Here is an 18,410-nt window from a genome sequence, read left to right as displayed (position 1 = left end):
GCCCGCTAGGCTTGCAGGACTGTTTCGCGATTAAAAGGCTTCCATTTAGTACAAAATTCGTACATCAAAGGTCAACAGGCCCTGATAATTCGCACACATTTCAGGTTTAGTTTTATTAGTATAAAAGCGCAAGTGAGCCAAGCTCGCTTGCACTTCTAATACTTTGAGATATACAGAGAAATTTTACAACCTCTGAAAGTCAATTCTACGAAAGTTCAAATACAGAGTGAATTAAACGCTTTTAAGAATTAGCTGTAAAAGCAAAGATAAGCGGTAGGCGTAGACACTTTTACGTCAAAAGAAGCATCGGCGGGTACATTAAAGCTGCTGCCTGTAGCAAAAGATTGCCATTCGTCACTTCCCGGAAGCTTCACAACTAGCTCACCTTCTACCACTTTCATTAGCTCTTTTTGAGAGGTAGAAAATGTGTATTCACCCGGAGACATCACACCCGAGGTGCAGGGGCCGTTTGCAGATTCAAACCCAATCGAGCTCACTTTATTGTCGAAATAATGGTTTACTTTAAAGCTCATAGCTACTCCTTTCATTGATGCAAGAGATGCTTTTCTAGCGTTTTTGCCAAATAAGCATATGGTTATTGGCGGGCATGTCGATAATGTCTTGCAAGCTTAACTCGCCTGCCCAAGCAGTAAGCTCATTGATATCGCGGTAGCCACCATAACCACGCGCTAAAAGCGAAGTATGGAAGGCTTGGTTACTTTCAGAAGTAAACCTACCACTATGTGTAAAAGGGCCATACTGACAGAATACGCCCCCTTTGGGTAAGTGCAACGCTACTGATTCCATTAGTAGCTTCACCTCTTCTTTTTGCATGATATGCGCGGTGTTTGCCGTAAAAATGCCGTCTATGTCGAGGTTGGGAAAGTCATCTTGCCCAACGGTGAATGCAATGGGAGGTTTCACATTCCCCGTATTTGAATCACTCAGCCACGCGGCAATGCCTTCGTGATAGTGTGGTTGGTCGCTTGTGTGCCAAATAAGATGGGGCAAATGCTCAGCCAAAAATACGGCGTGCTGACCTGTTCCACTCCCTATCTCTAATACCTGTCGGCAATTGGCAAATTTACGTTCAAGCACGCTCAAAATGGCGCGCTTGTTGTTCTCACAAGCCTGACTAAAAGGCTTTTCGATTTGCATACACGTTACCTGCCTAATCAGCATTAATCACTTAAGTTTGGACCCAACCACTTTTCAGCTTCTTCCAAGGTCCAGCCTTTACGTGTGGCGTAATCCTCTACTTGGTCGGCTTGAATTTTGGCGACAGCAAAGTATTTGGCATCAGGGTGAGCAAAATACCAACCCGATACTGACGCCCCCGGCCACATGGCGTAACTTTCCGTAAGCTTCATACCTGTATGCTGCTCTGCTGACAATAAATCCCAAATAAGCTGCTTTTCGGTGTGTTCTGGACACGCAGCGTAGCCTGGTGCCGGTCTAATGCCCTGATATTTTTCGCGGATAAGTTCTTCGTTACTCAGTGATTCGTTAGCGGCGTAGCCCCAATAGTGCTTACGCACTTGCTCGTGCAGATATTCCGCAAACGCTTCGGCAAGCCTGTCTGCCACCGCTTTAACCATAATACCGTTGTAGTCATCGCCAGTCTGAATATAGCTATCAGCAAGCTCGTCTTCCCCTATACCACCGGTAACGGCAAAAGCGCCCACATAATCATTTATGCCACTCGACTTTTCAGCTACAAAGTCTGCTAAACAATAATTAGCGAATTTGTCTTTTAGGGTTTGCTGACGCAAGTGATGGGCAACACCTTGAACTTGGTTTCTCGACTCATCGGTATAAATTTCAACATCGTCATTAACGCGATTGGCAGGAAACAAGCCGATAACGCCTTTCGCCTGAAGGCTGTTCTCTTCGATAATTTTATCCAGCATGGCGTTGGCGTCGTTAAACAGTGACTGTGCCTGCTCTCCCACCACCTCATCTTCAAGTATACGTGGGTACTTGCCTGCCAAAGACCAGGTTAAGAAAAATGGCGTCCAATCAATGTAGTTGCGCAGCGTAGCCAAATCGGCGGTTACCGGTGTTACACCTAGGTTCGCAGGTTTTACTGGTAAAGTCGTAAAATCTGGCTTAAAAGCGTTTTCTCTGGCTTGAGCTAATGTCACCGGCTTGCTGCGCGGCTTTTTACGGGCGTGCTGTTCACGTACCGTATCGTATTCTTTTGCCAATTCCTGCGCGTAAATCTCGCGGGACGTTTTGTTTAGAAGGCGCTGACATACGCCTACTGCTCTACTAGCATTTGGAACATAGGCTACAGGCGCATGGTAGTTTTGTTCAATTTTTACCGCAGTGTGCGCTTTAGACGTAGCCCCCCCGCCAATAAGCAGCGGGATATCAAAGCCCTGACGCTCCATTTCTTTGGCAACGTGAACCATTTCATCTAGTGAAGGTGTAATAAGGCCCGACAGGCCTATCATATCAACGTTTTCATCTTTAGCGGTTTGTAAGATTGTCGCCGCTGGCACCATTACGCCAAGATCAATCACTTCAAAGTTATTGCACTGAAGTACCACGCCTACGATATTTTTACCGATATCGTGAACGTCACCTTTTACCGTAGCGAGAAGAATTTTACCGTTGCTTTTCGCATCGTCTGACTTTTCTTGTTCAATAAAAGGCTGTAAATGGGCAACCGCTTTTTTCATTACACGGGCCGACTTTACTACCTGCGGAAGGAACATCTTACCTTCACCGAACAAATCCCCTACTACGTTCATGCCGTCCATTAACGGCCCTTCAATAACATGTAACGGACGCTCAGCTTGTTGACGCGCTTCTTCAGTATCTTCAATGATGTAATCGGTAATGCCTTTAACAAGCGCATGCTCTAAGCGCTTATTCACTTCTTGCTCGCGCCAGGATAAATCTTCCTTCGCGGCCGCTTTACCGTCGCCTTGATAGTTCGGTGCAATATCGAGTAAGCGTTCAGTAGCATCACTTCTGCGGTTTAAAATCACGTCTTCAACCGCATCGCGCAATTCAGCGGGTATTTCGTCGTATACTTCTAGCTGACCTGCATTCACAATAGCCATATCCATACCGGCTCGAATAGCGTGATATAGGAATACCGAGTGCATAGCTTCGCGAACCGGGTTGTTCCCTCTGAACGAGAACGAAATATTAGAAAGGCCGCCGGAAATATGTGAGTACGGACAGGTTTTACGTATTTCTCGGGTAGCTTCAATGAAATCAACCGCGTAGTTATCGTGCTCCTCAATACCCGTCGCTACTGCGAAAATGTTAGGGTCAAAAATAATATCTTCAGGAGGAAAGCCGACTTCTTCTGTCAGCAGCTTGTAACTACGCTGACAAATCTCAACTTTGCGTGCTTGTGTATCGGCCTGGCCGGTCTCATCGAAGGCCATCACTACGGTTGCAGCACCATAGCGCTTTATTAGCTTAGCTTGGTTTAAGAAGATCTCTTCCCCTTCTTTTAAGCTAATAGAGTTAACAATCGCTTTGCCCTGCACACACTTAAGCCCTGCTTCGATAATCTCCCATTTAGACGAGTCGATCATAATGGGAACTCGGCTAATATCTGGCTCAGAGGCTATCAGGTTTAAAAAGGTGATCATGGCCTGCTTAGAATCAAGCATAGCCTCATCCATATTGATATCAATGATTTGGGCACCGTTTTCTACCTGCTGTCTTGCGACATCAAGCGCGGTTTCATAATCACCTTCAAGAATAAGTCGTTTAAAGCGAGCAGAGCCTGTAACGTTGGTGCGCTCACCGATATTAATAAATGTAGAAAATTCTGCGCTCATTATGCCCTCCTAGTGTACAAACGGCTCTAGGCCTGACAAACGCATTTTGGGTTCAAACTTTGGCACTTTTCTTGGCGCAATCCCATTTACCGCGTTAGCAATATCGCGAATGTGTTCTGGTGTACTGCCGCAGCAGCCACCTACGATATTCACTAGCCCTGACTGCGCCCATTCTTTGATGTGCTCGGCCATTTCAGGGCCTTCCATGTCGTATTCACCAAACTCGTTGGGTAAACCAGCGTTAGGGTGCGCTGAAATTAAGCACTCACTAACAGTAGCAACTTCATCTACGTATTGGCGCAGTAAGTCTGGCCCAAGAGCACAGTTTAAGCCGAATGAGAATGGACTGATGTGTCGCATGGAATAATAAAACGCTTCCGCGGTTTGACCAGACAGTGTGCGCCCTGAGGCATCGGTAATCGTGCCAGACACCATAACGGGCAGCGATATACCTAGCTTTTCAAAAACCGACTCTACCGCATAGGCTGCCGCTTTCGCATTAAGTGTATCGAAGATGGTTTCCAGCATGATTAAATCTGCACCGCCTTCAATGAGCGCTTCGGTAGACTCACTATAGGCCTCTACTAATTCGTCAAACGTGACATTGCGCTTACCTGGGTCATTAACATCAGGTGAAATAGACGCCGTGCGGTTTGTTGGCCCTAATACGCCGGCAACAAAACGGGGTTTATCAGGTGTTTTCGCTGTGAATTCGTCTGCTGCTTTACGCGCCAATTTAGCTGCAGCTAAATTAATATCACGGGATTGAGCCTGCATATCGTAATCGGCCATAGCGATAGTCGTAGCATTAAACGTATTCGTTTCAATAATGTCCGCACCAGCTTCAAAATAATCGCAATGGATTTGATAAATAATATCGGGCTGGGTTAGGACCAACAAATCATTGTTACCCTTAACATCGCAGTGCCAGTCGGCAAACTGCGTTCCGCGATAATCTTCTTCTTCTAACTTGTGGCGCTGGATCATGGTGCCCATGGCACCGTCTAAAATAAGAATGCGTTTTTGAGCGGCTTCTGTAAGCGATGCCTGCGCGCTAGAAATTGGTCTTTGGCTCACGTGCTACCTCTTTGGCTGTGACTTTTCAGCAAGCTGACTTAAATCGTAAGGCGTGGTCTGATAGACATAATAATTCAGCCAGTTCGTAAACAATAGGCTGCCGTGCGAGCGCCACTGTACTATAGGAGACTTGGCTGGATCATCCCCTTCAAAATAGTTTTTCGGCATTGCCGGCGTTTGTCCCGCCGCAATATCGCGTAAATATTCGTCTTTGAGCGTATCTGGATCGTATTCTGGATGGCCTGTTACAAACACCATTCGCTTGTCTTCTGACGCCACAATATACGCACCCACATCGTCAGATTCTGCCACAACACTGAGCCCATCAACACTGTTATATAGCGAGGTATTGATGTGCCCATATCGAGAGTGCGGAGCGTAAAACGTGGGGTCAAAACCTCTCAATAGTTCATTGTGAGGATCGTTCACTTTATGCTTAAAAACACCGGAAAATTTTTCGTTTCTGATCTCTCGGGTTATACCATAGAAGTGATACATAGCCGCATGGGCAGCCCAACATAAATACAGAGTAGAGTTAACGTGTCGCTGCGCCCATTCCAGTATGGTGGTCATAGTGTCCCAGTACTTCACCTCTTCATAATCGATAAGCGCAAGAGGCGCACCGGTTACTATAAGCCCATCGTATTTTTTGTTCGCGACCGCTGAAAAGTCGTGATAGAAGGCATCCATGTGTGACTGTGGAGTATTTTTGGGTGCTTGATTATCAATTCTAATCAAGTCTACGTTTATTTGTAGCGGCGTATTCGATAACAGGCGAAGTAACTGTACTTCTGTTTCTATCTTGTTCGGCATTAAATTAAGAATGCCGACTTCAAGAGGACGAATATCCTGATTGGCAGCCCTGTCCATGTCCATGGTAAAAATGTTTTCACCTAGTAGTACATTCTGCGCGGGTAACTGCTCAGGAATACGAATTGGCATAGAGGACTCCAGTGATAAATTCCAATATCTGTATTGTGTCTATAACTGGCGATATGTCAACATCTTTACGTCTAGACGTCTAAACGTTTTTTCATCTGGTGGGAAAAATGTTAGCTATTTTGCTTATGCACCATCACTAACATTTCAGCTTCAGCACGAGGAATGTCACAGGCTTCAATAATTTCGTCAATACTGGCGCCTTGCTTAACTAAGTCTGCAGCACGCTGATATAAACGCAATGAAGGGTCTTGTAGCTTGAGCTCACGAAGCTGATTTTCTATATCAGTTTGCTTTTCGTCTAGCTCTTGAAGATGGCGGGTGATGACCAATGCGCGTGCTTGTGCCTCGTTCTGTTGGTTGTTCGCATTTTTAGCGAGCGCTTCAGCACGGGCAATAGCCTCTGCGTTAGCATGTTCGCTTTCGCTTAATGCAGAACGCAACTTGTTTATGTGCGAATACAGCACACCCATCGTGGCGACGAGTATAACTACGAGAATACACAGTATGAGTTCTAGTAAGGTAGGTGCAGCAAGCTGCCAATCCATGGACGTAACCCTTGGGAAAGTGTTGGCGGTATAGACAACCGATACCGCCTATTCATTATCTATATATTACTAAGCTCATCCCACTCTTCGTCGCTTAGCAATTTATTGAGGTCGACTAGGATAAGCAGTTCGCCATCGCGGTTGCTAACGCCTTGAATAAACTTGGCACTTTCTTCAGTACCAACGTTAGGCGCACTATCAATTTCTGAAGATTTCAGATACACCACTTCGGCTACACTATCCACCAAAATACCGACAACCTGTTCGTCGGACTCAATGATCACTATACGTGTATTGTCCGTGATTTCCGTCGGAGGTAGTCCAAAACGAGCACGGGTATCGATGACAGTCACCACGTTGCCACGCAAATTTATAATACCAAGCACATAGTCTGGTGCACCGGGTACAGGGGCTATTTCGGTATAACGCAAGACTTCTTGTACTTGCATTACGTTAATACCGTAAGTTTCTTCACCTAAGCGATACGTCACCCATTGAAGGACTTCGTCGTTGCTGTCGGTAGCATTATTATTCATTCTTTCGTCGCTCATGAACCTGGCTCCCAATACTATGGCGTCTGGTCGTTACTGCCTAAGCCTTTGTTAAGCATAGATATTAATTCTTCAACGTCAATTAACGCGCACATTTTTTCTTTAACCATCCCTGCTAACCAGGGACGCTTACCTGTGGACTCGCGCCATTTAACATCATCGGTAGTCAAATTGACTGTATTTACAAGCTTTTCGCTTGCTAATCCCCACGCACTCTCTCCTAACATTATAAGATATCGGTAGTTAAGTGATTGTGCGAGGTTTTCGTCATATTTTTCCGGCATTACCCATTTTGCAGAGTCAACAACACTTAGTTTAGACTCTCTGTGCAACATTACACCCATAAACCAGTCAGGTTTTCCAAATAAAGGGCCTATTTTTTCAATTTGGTGTATACCACCTAGCGATGTTAATGGCACCGCTAGTGTTAATCCCGCCACCTCAAAGAATAGCGCCTGAAAGCGAAAGCCGAGAGTATCCTTTAGTGGAACTTTTGATATTGGACTTCGACCTAATACCTCGTCTTGTTCTTGCGCTGCTGAAGTTTCAGCGTAAAACTGTTGCTGTTTACCATCAACCGTCTCGACTTTTTGCGTTTCAATTAACGATGTAACCTTTTCCGCTATCGCCTCCTGCTCACTCGTTGGAGGCTCACTTTTTTCAACGGTTGAAACAAGCGCTGATTCAGCCATCTGCTGAGAAGCCTGCTCAAGCAATTTTGCCGTGCGCGCAGTCACATCTTCAGGTGTTTCTGGCTCTTTAAGAAGGCTATCTAAGTATGCCTCCATTACTTCTTCACGGGCAAATGGCGATTGCTTGCTCATGCTTTTGTTATTTCTCCAATACGGCTAACAGTTTCTCGTAGGCATTTACACCTCTCGTCTTTGGATACGCAGCAGAGATCGGAAGCTGTACCAAACTTGCATCTCTAAAGTGCGTATCAACCGGAATCACACCTTCCCAGACGCGCTCCCCGTAATCACTCATTAATCGTTTTCTTGACGCCAACGCGGCGTTTGTACGCTTATCAAACATAGTTGGAATAATCAGGGTGTCAAAGGACTTATTTAACGAACGCCCCATGATTTCCATAGTACGGATCATCCTATCCAAACCTTTAAGTGCTAAATACTCTGTCTGAGTCGGCACAATCACTTTATCGCATGCCGCTAGTGCATTTACCATCAGCACCCCTAAAACCGGAGGACAGTCGATAATAGCAACGTCGAATTCACCGGATATTGTAGCGAGTGCTTTTTTCAACACTAAGCCCATACCCTGTTCGCTTCCCATGGTTCTGTCTAGCGTCGCTAGAGCCATAGTCGCTGGTAGCACATACAAATTATCAAGCTTTGTAGGGCAAAGACAATCCATTACGTTATCGGCAGAAATCTCATTAGACTTAATAAAAATGTCGTAAACTGAATGACTTGTCGCCTCAGCATCAATACCAAAGTAATAGCTCAGCGATGCGTGTGGATCAGTATCAATCATAAGCACTCGCTTGCCCTTTTGAGCCAGCAAGCCGCCAAGGCTGACGGTTGTAGTGGTCTTACCTACCCCGCCTTTTTGATTTGCTACCGTCCACACTTTCATAATTGCTGTTCCATTACTATTCAAACTGCTATCGCATTTCGGTTTGAACGCAACTGCTCATATCATCGATACTAATATTCTTACTCGATATGTTGGCCGCGGCGACAGCTTGAGGCATACCGTAAACTACACAGGAGTCTTGGTCTTGCGCCCAAATAGTCGCACCTTTATCTTTAAGTAGTCGACAGCCTTCCCTACCGTCAGCACCCATACCCGTTAGTATGACTCCTAATACATCTCCACCATAGGCTCTAGCTAACGAGCTAAACGTAAGGTCTACACTTGGCTTGTAGTTCACTTTATCTGCCTGGCTTGCATCTACAATCGATATCCGCTTGTTGCTTCCGATAGACTCAATAAGCATTTGCTTGCCCCCGGGTGCGAGGTAAGCATGTCCAGGCTTCAAAATATCGCCTTGCTCAGCTTCCTTTACAGCAATCTTGCAATTACTGTCTAAGCGCTGTGCAAATGCGGTAGTGAAGGTTCCCGGCATGTGTTGTACAAGTAAAATGGGGTACGGGAAGTCTCCGGGTAGCGGAGAAAGCACTTTTTGAAGTGCTACAGGCCCACCTGTTGATGCCCCTATTGCCAAACATTTATACTGCTTCCCTGTTGGTCTTACAGACGAAACGGTAGGCTGCTTGGCCGCGTCTTTATGACCAGAAAGTAAACCCGACGTTTTGAAAAACGCTTGTTTAGGCGCGTTATCAGGAAGTTTTCTGGACTCAATATTGCGAAAGGATGGGCGCTTCAAACCCAGTCCTCTTCGCGCTATCAACCTGACTTTAGTACAAAGTAGCCGCGAAGCATCTTTTCTGTCTTGAGCGATGTCTTCGAATTTTTTGGGTAAAAAATCTAGCGCGCCCGCTTCTAACGCGTCAAGCGTCGCTTGGGCGCCGTGATGCGTTAATGAAGAGAACATTAAAATAGGCGTAGGACGTTTATCCATAATAACCTTCACAGCCGAAATACCATCCATAACTGGCATTTCAACGTCCATGGTTATTACATCGGGTTTAAGCGCCTCGGCTTTGTCGAGTGCATCACGCCCGTTTCTCGCTTCCCCGACAACTTCAAGTTCTCTATCACCATCGAGTATTTCTCTTACTCGACGGCGATAAAAGGTCGAGTCGTCCACGACTAGGACTTTAAAGACCATGGATTATCATTCCTGTTAATTCATCGCCTTACTTGATGGGTTTACGCGCGTACCGTTTTAGCAGGCTCGGAATATCTAAAATTAGTGCAATTCCACCGTCTGACGTAATTGTAGCTCCCGCCATACCAGGCGTTCCTTGCAACAATGCATCCAACGGTTTGATAACCACTTCTTCCTGGCCTATCAGCGCGTCTACGACAAACCCGACTTGCTGTGTACCAATTTGTACTACAACAACATGCCCCTTTTCTTTATCGATATTTTTGGGGCCTCGGATTAGCCATTCGCCAAGGAAAAACAAAGGAATTGCTTTTGAACGAACTATCATTGTTAATTGGCCATCGACCGTATTGGTCTTCTTGATGTCCATATTTATTATTTCGTTCACCGCACCTAATGGTAACGCAAAGGTCTGTTTTCCTACAACAATCATTAATGTGGGTAGAATGGCTAGCGTTAGCGGAACTTTAATATCCAGTCGCGTGCCTTTTCCTAGCTGCGAATCGATATTAACCGTACCGTTAAGCTGGTTAATTTTGGTCTTAACCACGTCCATACCCACACCACGACCAGAAATATCACTAATTTCAGTTTTAGTGGAAAAGCCTGGTGCAAATATAAGATTGAACGCTTCAACATCTGACATTCGTGCTGCAGCATCCGCGTCTAGTACACCACGACTAATAGCGATCTCTTTTAGCTTCTCGGCATCCATTCCCTTACCATCATCTTCGATAGTAAGAAGAATGTGGTCGCCTTCTTGAGATGCCGATAGCTGAACCGTACCCATGCGCGGTTTACCCGCTGCAGCGCGGTCATCCGGCATCTCAATACCATGGTCGACGGAGTTTCTCACCAAATGCACTAGGGGATCGGCCAGAGCTTCAACCAAGTTTTTATCTAAATCGGTTTCTTCACCGACCAGCTCTAAGGTAATTTCTTTCTTTAAGCTTCTTGCGAGGTCTCGAACAACACGAGGGAAGCGACCAAACACCTTCTTGATAGGCTGCATGCGGGTTTTCATTACCGCACCTTGCAAGTCACCCGTTACCACATCTAAGTTGGCGATAGCTTTTGACATGCTCTCGTCGTTGCTATTGATACCTAAGCTAATGAGTCTATTTCTAACCAAAACTAGCTCACCGACCATATTCATTATTTGGTCTAGGCGCTTAGTATCTACACGTACAGTGGTCTCTGCAGGAGGTGCTGCTGGGCTCGCTTTCTTATCATCTTTTTTAGGTGCTGCTTTGGGCGCAGCAGGAGCGCTTGTTTTGGCTGGCGCTGGTGTCGCTTTAGGCGCGGCTGGCGCAGCTTGTTTTGCTTTCTGAACAGCTTCTGTTGCTGCTTTATCTACAAGAGGCTCTGGCGACGTTGTCGCCGCGCCCTGCTTAGTCGGCCCCTGGCCAGAACCATGTAACTGATCAAGTAGCGCTTCGAATTCATCGTCGGTAATTTCTTCGTCACCTGCGCTGGTTGCTGATGAAGATGGCGTTGCAGATGCTGGAGCTGGCGCAGCCGCCGCTTTTTCTTCACCGCCAAATTTACCTTTTCCGTGAAGGTCGTCTAACAGTGCTTCGAACTCTTCGTCGGTAATATCATCGCTATCAGAACTCGCCGCCGGCACTGGTGACTTAGCAGGTTCGCTTTTTGCTGGTGCTGACTGCCCTGGCGCACCAGAGCCATGAAGTTCATCGAGAAGTGCCTCAAACTCATCTTCAGTTATTTCGTCAATACCACCGCTACTGTCACCCACGTCCGTCGTTGAAGGCGCAGGCTCTTCTATAACTAACTCGGGCTCTTCAGCAACCACCTCTGGCTCGGCAGCGGGCGTACTGGCGTTCTCGAATATGTTTTCATCTGGAGATTCTGGGCGGCTTAATTTGTGTAAAACGTCCACTAGATGCGCATCTGCAGGCTCCAATGGATCGCGCGCTTTTACGCGCTCGAACATTTCAACGACCACATCCGTGGCCTGCAAAATAATATCCATTAATTCAGGTGTTAGCGTTCTTTGGCCATTGCGCATTACGTCAAAAACGTTTTCGGCACCGTGACAAATTTCAACTAACTCAGTAAGAGAAAGGAAGCCCGCTCCGCCTTTTACTGTGTGATAGCCACGGAAAATTGCATTTAATAAATCCGCGTCTTCAGGATTGTTCTCAAGATCAACGAGCTGTTCTTGTAATTGTTCAAGTATCTCTCCGGCCTCAACCAAAAAGTCCTGTAATATATCCTCGTCAACATCAAACGACATGCGCCCGCTCCCCTAAAAACCTAAGCTAGACAGAAGATCATCTACATCATCTTGACCTGAAACGACATCGTCCCGTTGATCAGCATCAATGATTGGGCCTTCCGCCTCTACACCATCAACCTTATCGGCCTTAACGCTAGATGGTTTAGTGTGTTCTGTACCGTCGCGTTCCCCAAACATGGTAAGCATGTTTACAAGACTATCTTCTACCTCTTTTACAAGGTCGATAACGCGACGAATAACCTGCCCTGTTAAGTCTTGATAGCCCTGTGCCATCAAAACTTCGGTAAGCAATTGTGTAAGTTTAGCTGACTGAGCCGAACCTTCTTCCAATAATTCGTCTAAGTCTGCGCATAAAGCCTTAAATTCACCAAGTTCGATTTGGCGATTCATAAGCTTCTTCCACTCTGGCATGACCTTTTCGATCCGCTCCGACAGCATTTCTGCTATCGGCATGCTCGCCTCAACGGCATCCATAGTAGTATTAGCAGCTTTTTCAGTTTCTTCAATTACGTAGGTAAGGCGGGACTGCGCATCAGGAATGTCATCTGTAGCTAAATTTTTGATGCGGTCGTCTATTTGAAAGTTATTCAACGCGTCGTGGAGTTGACGCGTCAATTTACCTACTTCAGCAAACAACTCAACGTTTTCTTTCATTGAGACGGCTTCAAGTAGTGCGCTAGCTGAAGTCTTATCGCCTTCTTCAAGAAAGGCGACAAGTTGTTTTGCTTCCTCTAACGATATTGGAACGTTTACATTCGTTGTCATCCAGTAAACCTCATTTATCTGGTGAGCGTCTGGATCAACCTAAACGTTCGAATATTTTATCTAATTTTTCTTTTAGTGTTGCTGCTGTGAACGGCTTTACAACGTAACCATTTACACCTGCTTGCGCCGCTGCAACGATTTGCTCTTTTTTCGCTTCCGCAGTAACCATAAGCACAGGCAAATGCTTAAGCTTATCGTCTGCTCTTATAGCGCGAAGCAAATCGATGCCCTGCATACCAGGCATATTCCAATCGGTCACAACAAAGTCGAAATCGCCCTGTTGTAACATAGGTAATGCAGTGCTTCCGTCATCCGCTTCCTGGATGTTGGCAAAACCCAAATCTTTTAGCAGGTTTTTGATGATTCGTCTCATGGTAGAAAAGTCATCGACCACGAGAATTTTCATGCTTTTGTCCAAAATAGCCTCCAGTGAGGGGTTAATTGTTATTAATCTCTATTCTTCGTCAGCTTGCCACGACTTCATTCGTGATTTGAGTTTTAACATGGCTTGACTATGAATTTGACTGACTCTCGACTCACTTACATCAAGAACTTCGCCTATTTCTCTTAAGTTTAGTTCTTCATCGTAATAAAGTGAAAGTACAATCGCTTCTCGCTCAGGTAATGTCGTAATTGCATGGGCAAGCGCTTTTTGAAAAGCACCCTGCATTAAATCTTCTAACGGTGCGTCACTGCCTCTACTTTGTTCAGTAGTAATAACATCTTCCGACACACCTAAATCTTCAATACCCACTAGCTTTCCGGCATTTACTTCATTAAGCATCTGGTGATAATCCTGCAAGCTTACGTTAAGCTTGTCAGCAATATCTGAATCTCGTGCATCGCGCCCTGTCTCGCTCTCTACTTGAGATATCGCTTCCGTTATGGCGCGGCCGTTACGGTGAACAGAACGCGGGGTCCAATCACCTTTTCGTATCTCGTCGAGCATGGCACCACGAATTCGAATTCCTGCGAAGGTTTCGAAACTTGCGCCTTTAGAGCCGTCAAAGTTTCGAGCGGCCTCTAGCAACCCAATCATGCCTGATTGAATAAGGTCATCAACAAGTACGCTGGCAGGCAGTCGCGCAATCAAATGATGCGCAATTCGCTTTACCAGAGGCGCATGTCTTTCGACTAACTGCGATTTATCTGTTTGTTGTTGATAAGCGGCTGCCTTGCTGTTCAACGCTGACTTCCTACGGCTTTTTCTGCAACTAATTGTTCAATGAAAAATTCTAAGTGGCCACCGGGCTGCGCTGGAATTGGCCACGTAAGTGCTTTACTTGCCAACTTAGTTATCGCTACTGCTGCCGGAGAACCTGGAAAGGCGTCAACAATAGCCGTTTGCTTGCGCACCGCCTTGCGAATATTCTCGTCGAAGGGCACTGTCGCCACTAATTCTAGTGCAACATCGAGAAAACGCCCTGTCACTTTGCTTAATTTGCTAAATAATTCCTGACCTTCACGCACATCGCGCACCATATTGGCTACGACTTTAAAACGAAAAACACCGTGCTCGCGGTTAAGAATTTTTATTAGTGCGTAGGCATCTGTTAAAGATGTTGGCTCATCGCATACGACGACCATAATATCTTGTGAGGCCTTTGAGAAGCTCAATACCATATCTGATATGCCTGCCGCGGTGTCGACAATAAGCACATCTATCTGAGACCGTAATTCGCTAAACGCTCTGATTAAACCAGCGTGTTGCGTTGGTGAAAGCTCTGCCATTGACTGCGTGCCTGATGTGGCAGGCGCAATCTTAATGCCGTGAGGACCGGTCACTAGCACTTCGTCCAACGTGCATTCTCCAGAGAGTACATGAGATAGATTTTTCTCAACCCTTAGCCCTAACATCACATCTACGTTGGCAAGGCCAAGGTCGGCGTCAAGAACCATTACTCGCTTACCCTGCTTCGCCATCGCGATAGCGGTGTTAAGTGTAATGTTCGTTTTACCTACGCCACCTTTACCACCAGTGACGGCGATTACTTTGATTAACCGTGATTGCTTCATTTTTCTTAAGCTACTCGCTTGATCGTCAATCATACTGCTTATGCTGTTTTAATTGCGTTGTTACCACTAGTATGATTCAAACCGTACTTTTTATAAAGCTTTGCAGCAGCGGAAACCAAAGATTTCGCTTCTGCAATCTTAATGTCTTCAGGCACTTTTTGACCATCGGTGACATAACTAACCGGAAGTTGGTATTCAACTGCTGCACTAAGCACCTCTCCCAAAGAGTAGCACTCATCTAACTTTGTGAAAATACAGCCACTTAGTTCAATATCATCATACGCTTGAATAATTCTCTGCAAAGCAGGGTATTGCGTATTAGCTTGCGCTACCAAATATTTTTTTACTTTTGGCATTTGGCCGTTGTCGAACTGCTTAATTTGCTTAATTAATCGACTATCACGTTGACTAAAACCTGCTGTATCAATCAATACTAGTCGCTTATGGCGAAGTTGGAACAATAAATCTGCAAGTTCTTCACTAGTTTGCGCTTTTCGCACAGTACAGCCAATAATTTTTCCGTATGTCGCTAGCTGCTCATAGGCTGCAATTCTATACGTATCAATGGTTATCATAGCCACCGACTCTGCACCGTATTTCTGCGCATAGCGAGCGGCTAACTTTGCAACAGTGGTTGTTTTACCCGTACCCGTTGGCCCTACGAGTGCAACAGCACCTTGTGCGTTAAGTATATCGTTACCAGTAACATTTATGCGATTAGCCAATAGGTTAAGAAGATAAACCCATGCGTCACGTTCGTTGTAGTGGGCCGGTGTATAACTTAAAAGCTGTGTTGCTAGCGCGCTACTTAACCCCATATCAGTTAATCGCGTGACTAGGTATTGATGAACAGGTTTTTGACGCTTGTTCTTCGCTTCCATTAAGTCGGCAACTTGATACTGTAATACGTCGCGAAGTGAAGCTAACTCTTCTTTGATTTGTGCAAGTTCTGCCGACTGAGATACCGGCGTTTCGCCTATGCTTGAAGCTTGATGTTCTGGGAAAGCGTGTTGACTAACAGTATCTTCACCAAATGATTGATTTTCTATATCGTCAATAAACGCCTCTGAAAAGTCTAAGTGCGAAGCAATTTCATTGGCGTGCTTAGCGTTTGTTGTCATTGGTTGATTAGATTTCGCGGGACTCGCCACACTATTAGTTCCACTGTGTTGCTTTTCAAGCAATGCTTTTAAGCTGTCAGGGCCGTCGTCACCAATAATTTCGCTTAGGCTAGGCACTGCCTTTTGACCAGGTGTTTTAGCAGCGGTTTGCGCAGCCGCCTTAGGCGTAAAAAGCTTGGCTTCCGGCTCTTTGTCGTAGGCTGCTACAAGTTCGATGCCGTCAGCGACCTTCCGATTTGACATGATCACAGCGTCACTGCCCAATTCAGCTTTAACTTGGCTTAACGCCTCACGCATATCTTTGCCGAAGAAACGTCTAATTTTCATTGCAACCTCTCCAATCACCCAGTGTCAGATTATTGACCGACCGAACTGACTATTTTTATTTGTTTGTCGTCAGGCACTTCCTGGTATGAAAGAACATGAAGCCCAACAACAGAATACTTTAAGAAGCGAGACAGAACGGGTCGCAACATGCCAGATGTAAGGAGTACCGCAGGCTCTCCCTCTAACTCTTGCTGCTGACTGGCTTGCTGCAATGATTTCTGCAGCTTGTCTGCCAGACCTGGTTCTATGCCAGCGCCATCTTCGCCACCTGCTTGAAGTGACTGGTGCAACATCTGTTCCAACTCTGGCGCCAAGGTTATGACAGGTATCTCTTTTGCCCCTTGTGTAATCTCTTGGACAATTAGACGCTTAAGGGCAATACGCACTGCAGACACCAGTACATCTGGGTCTTGGCTACGTGTACCGTACTCACTAAGCGTTTGTACAATAGTACGCATATCGCGAATAGGCACGCCCTCAAACAATAAGGTTTGCAGCACTTTCACTACCGTACTTAACGGAAGGATGTCTGGTACTAATCCTTCCACAAGTTTCGGATGCTGCTTGGCTAGCATATCAAGAAGTTGCTGTGCCTCTTCATGGCCTAGCAATTGATAAGCATTATTAGAAAGTAATTGACTTAGATGCGTTGCCACAACCGTAGCAGCATCTACCACAGTGTATCCCAAGGTTTGCGCATGCTCGCGCTTATTCGGCTTAATCCAAACTGCATCTAAACCAAAGGCTGGGTCTTTAGTGGCTCGCCCTTCTAATTTACCGAACACCTGCCCAGGGTTGATAGCAAGCTCTTCATCATGACTAATAACAGAATCGCCAATGGTTACGCCAAGCATAGCAATCGTATAAGTATTAGGTTCAAGGTCTAAGTTATCACGGATGTGGACAGGCGGAATAAGGAACCCCAGCTCCTGCGATAGTTTCTTCCGCACACCTTTAATACGCGTCAACAACTCGCCACCTTGGGATTTATCGACCAAGGGAATTAAGCGATAGCCCACTTCCAATCCGATAGTATCTACTTGCTGAACATCATCCCAACCTAACTCTTTAACTTCAGGCGCGACCGACTCGTCTTTTACCACGTTGTCTGGCACTTTAGGCTCTGCAGCTTTTTTCTTCGCTTGAACCGACTGCCAATAAGCAAAGCCGGCAATCAGGAAGGAAAAACCCAAAAATGCGATATGAGGCATACCAGGGATAATACCCATGACAAAAAGCACGCCCGAGGCAATATAAAGCGCTTGATTATTACCTAGCTGACCACGGATCTCTTTACCCATTTCTTGAGTTTCATTCTCACGAGTCACGATAATGGCTGTTGCTACCGAAAGTAATAATGAAGGAATTTGCGCCACCAAACCATCACCAATAGTCAATATGGTGTAGATTTCAATAGCATTACCGAATGAAAGCCCGTGCTGAATCATGCCAATGAAAAGACCGCCGACAATGTTAATTAGCATGATGAAAAGGCCCGCTACCGCGTCACCTTTTACAAATTTTGAGGCACCGTCCATCGACCCGTAAAAGTCAGCCTCTGCGGTTATTTCTTCGCGGCGCTGACGCGCTTGGTCTTGGTCAATATAACCAGCATTCAAGTCGGCATCGATTGCCATCTGCTTACCAGGCATAGCATCCAACGTAAAGCGAGCACTTACTTCTGAGATACGCCCTGCACATGCGGTTACTACTTTAAAGTTGATAATAAGAAGAATGGCGAAAACAACAATACCTACGGCATAGTTACCACCGATAACGACCGCACCAAAGGCTTCGATAACCTTACCCGCAGCATCGCCGCCCTCGTGCCCATAAAGCAAAACAACCCGCGTAGAAGCAACGTTCAGCGCAAGCCTTAATACCGTAGCGATAAGTAACACCAAGGGGAAAATGCCGAAATCTACTGGACGCTGGGTAAGTACAGCCACCAAGATAATCACTAGTGACAAAGCAATGTTGAAGCTAAACAGCACATCCAATAAGAACGGCGGCATGGGCAATATAACCATGCCCATAATTGCCAAAAGGACGATGGGTGCGCCTAAACCACTGGTAAAATTTTGCAGCTGATTTTTATCGAATCGCTGAAGATAACCGGATAACTGCATGGCTTGGTGTCTCTCTATCAGAAAATTGACGCTTTACGTGAAACTGAAGGAGAGTTTTCAACTAACGTGCCAGCTTTATTGAAAGAGCAGGGCAAGATCATACTCTAACTTGCGTT

17 protein-coding genes are annotated in these 18,410 nt (G+C 45.8%); all 17 read right to left on the bottom strand.

Annotation, left to right across the window (positions count from 1 at the left end; translation table 11 throughout):
- Window positions 1-248: 248 nt before the first annotated feature.
- A complete protein-coding gene (gene ppnP / locus ACX5KA_RS01505; RefSeq protein ID WP_039224887.1) occupies window positions 249-533 on the bottom strand; it encodes a pyrimidine/purine nucleoside phosphorylase in 285 nt (94 codons plus the stop codon).
- A 34-nt stretch (window positions 534-567) separates the two neighbouring features.
- Window positions 568-1,158 carry a DUF938 domain-containing protein gene (locus tag ACX5KA_RS01500; RefSeq protein ID WP_239238626.1) on the bottom strand — a complete coding sequence of 197 codons (591 nt, stop codon included), beginning with the start codon at window positions 1,156-1,158 and terminating at the stop codon, window positions 568-570.
- Window positions 1,159-1,181: 23 nt separating this feature from the next.
- Window positions 1,182-3,806 (bottom strand): methionine synthase, encoded by a 2,625-nt coding sequence (metH, locus tag ACX5KA_RS01495; protein ID WP_458730265.1) that lies wholly within the window; start codon window positions 3,804-3,806, stop codon window positions 1,182-1,184.
- A gap of 9 nt (window positions 3,807-3,815) precedes the next feature.
- The gene (locus ACX5KA_RS01490) at window positions 3,816-4,883 is read right to left on the bottom strand and encodes a homocysteine S-methyltransferase family protein (protein ID WP_458730264.1); all 1,068 of its coding nucleotides are present in this window, start codon (window positions 4,881-4,883) and stop codon (window positions 3,816-3,818) included.
- A gap of 3 nt (window positions 4,884-4,886) precedes the next feature.
- The gene (gene metA, locus ACX5KA_RS01485) at window positions 4,887-5,825 is read right to left on the bottom strand and encodes a homoserine O-acetyltransferase MetA (RefSeq protein WP_039223033.1); all 939 of its coding nucleotides are present in this window, start codon (window positions 5,823-5,825) and stop codon (window positions 4,887-4,889) included.
- Window positions 5,826-5,935: 110 nt separating this feature from the next.
- Complete coding sequence (locus ACX5KA_RS01480) at window positions 5,936-6,370, bottom strand: DUF2802 domain-containing protein (RefSeq protein WP_039223035.1); 435 nt, start codon at window positions 6,368-6,370, stop codon at window positions 5,936-5,938.
- Window positions 6,371-6,429: 59 nt separating this feature from the next.
- Window positions 6,430-6,921 carry a chemotaxis protein CheW gene (locus ACX5KA_RS01475; protein ID WP_039223036.1) on the bottom strand — a complete coding sequence of 164 codons (492 nt, stop codon included), beginning with the start codon at window positions 6,919-6,921 and terminating at the stop codon, window positions 6,430-6,432.
- A gap of 17 nt (window positions 6,922-6,938) precedes the next feature.
- On the bottom strand, window positions 6,939-7,745 hold the full coding sequence (locus ACX5KA_RS01470; RefSeq protein ID WP_039223038.1) for a chemotaxis protein CheW: 807 nt from the start codon (window positions 7,743-7,745) through the stop codon (window positions 6,939-6,941).
- A gap of 7 nt (window positions 7,746-7,752) precedes the next feature.
- Window positions 7,753-8,517, bottom strand: a complete 765-nt coding sequence (locus tag ACX5KA_RS01465) for a ParA family protein (RefSeq protein WP_278343760.1) — start codon at window positions 8,515-8,517, stop codon at window positions 7,753-7,755.
- 28 nt (window positions 8,518-8,545) lie between these two features.
- On the bottom strand, window positions 8,546-9,676 hold the full coding sequence (locus ACX5KA_RS01460; protein WP_039223042.1) for a protein-glutamate methylesterase/protein-glutamine glutaminase: 1,131 nt from the start codon (window positions 9,674-9,676) through the stop codon (window positions 8,546-8,548).
- 28 nt (window positions 9,677-9,704) lie between these two features.
- On the bottom strand, window positions 9,705-11,933 hold the full coding sequence (locus ACX5KA_RS01455; protein WP_278343758.1) for a chemotaxis protein CheA: 2,229 nt from the start codon (window positions 11,931-11,933) through the stop codon (window positions 9,705-9,707).
- 12 nt (window positions 11,934-11,945) lie between these two features.
- Window positions 11,946-12,701 carry a protein phosphatase CheZ gene (locus ACX5KA_RS01450; protein WP_039223046.1) on the bottom strand — a complete coding sequence of 252 codons (756 nt, stop codon included), beginning with the start codon at window positions 12,699-12,701 and terminating at the stop codon, window positions 11,946-11,948.
- A gap of 34 nt (window positions 12,702-12,735) precedes the next feature.
- On the bottom strand, window positions 12,736-13,119 hold the full coding sequence (cheY, locus tag ACX5KA_RS01445) for a chemotaxis response regulator CheY (RefSeq protein WP_025254383.1): 384 nt from the start codon (window positions 13,117-13,119) through the stop codon (window positions 12,736-12,738).
- Window positions 13,120-13,155: 36 nt separating this feature from the next.
- Window positions 13,156-13,887 carry an RNA polymerase sigma factor FliA gene (locus tag ACX5KA_RS01440; protein ID WP_039223050.1) on the bottom strand — a complete coding sequence of 244 codons (732 nt, stop codon included), beginning with the start codon at window positions 13,885-13,887 and terminating at the stop codon, window positions 13,156-13,158.
- Window positions 13,884-14,750: a MinD/ParA family protein gene (locus ACX5KA_RS01435; protein WP_039223052.1), complete on the bottom strand. Its 867-nt coding sequence runs from the start codon at window positions 14,748-14,750 to the stop codon at window positions 13,884-13,886. Before ACX5KA_RS01435 ends, ACX5KA_RS01440 begins: the two co-directional genes overlap by 4 nt.
- A 5-nt stretch (window positions 14,751-14,755) precedes the next feature.
- Window positions 14,756-16,165: a flagellar biosynthesis protein FlhF gene (gene flhF, locus ACX5KA_RS01430; protein WP_458730263.1), complete on the bottom strand. Its 1,410-nt coding sequence runs from the start codon at window positions 16,163-16,165 to the stop codon at window positions 14,756-14,758.
- A 29-nt stretch (window positions 16,166-16,194) separates the two neighbouring features.
- On the bottom strand, window positions 16,195-18,294 hold the full coding sequence (gene flhA, locus ACX5KA_RS01425; RefSeq protein WP_458730262.1) for a flagellar biosynthesis protein FlhA: 2,100 nt from the start codon (window positions 18,292-18,294) through the stop codon (window positions 16,195-16,197).
- Window positions 18,295-18,410 lie beyond the last annotated feature (116 nt).

The organism is Alteromonas alvinellae (assembly GCF_902705805.1).
Note: the sequence above shows the minus strand (reverse complement) of the source record. Positions and strands in the feature narration are given on the sequence as shown.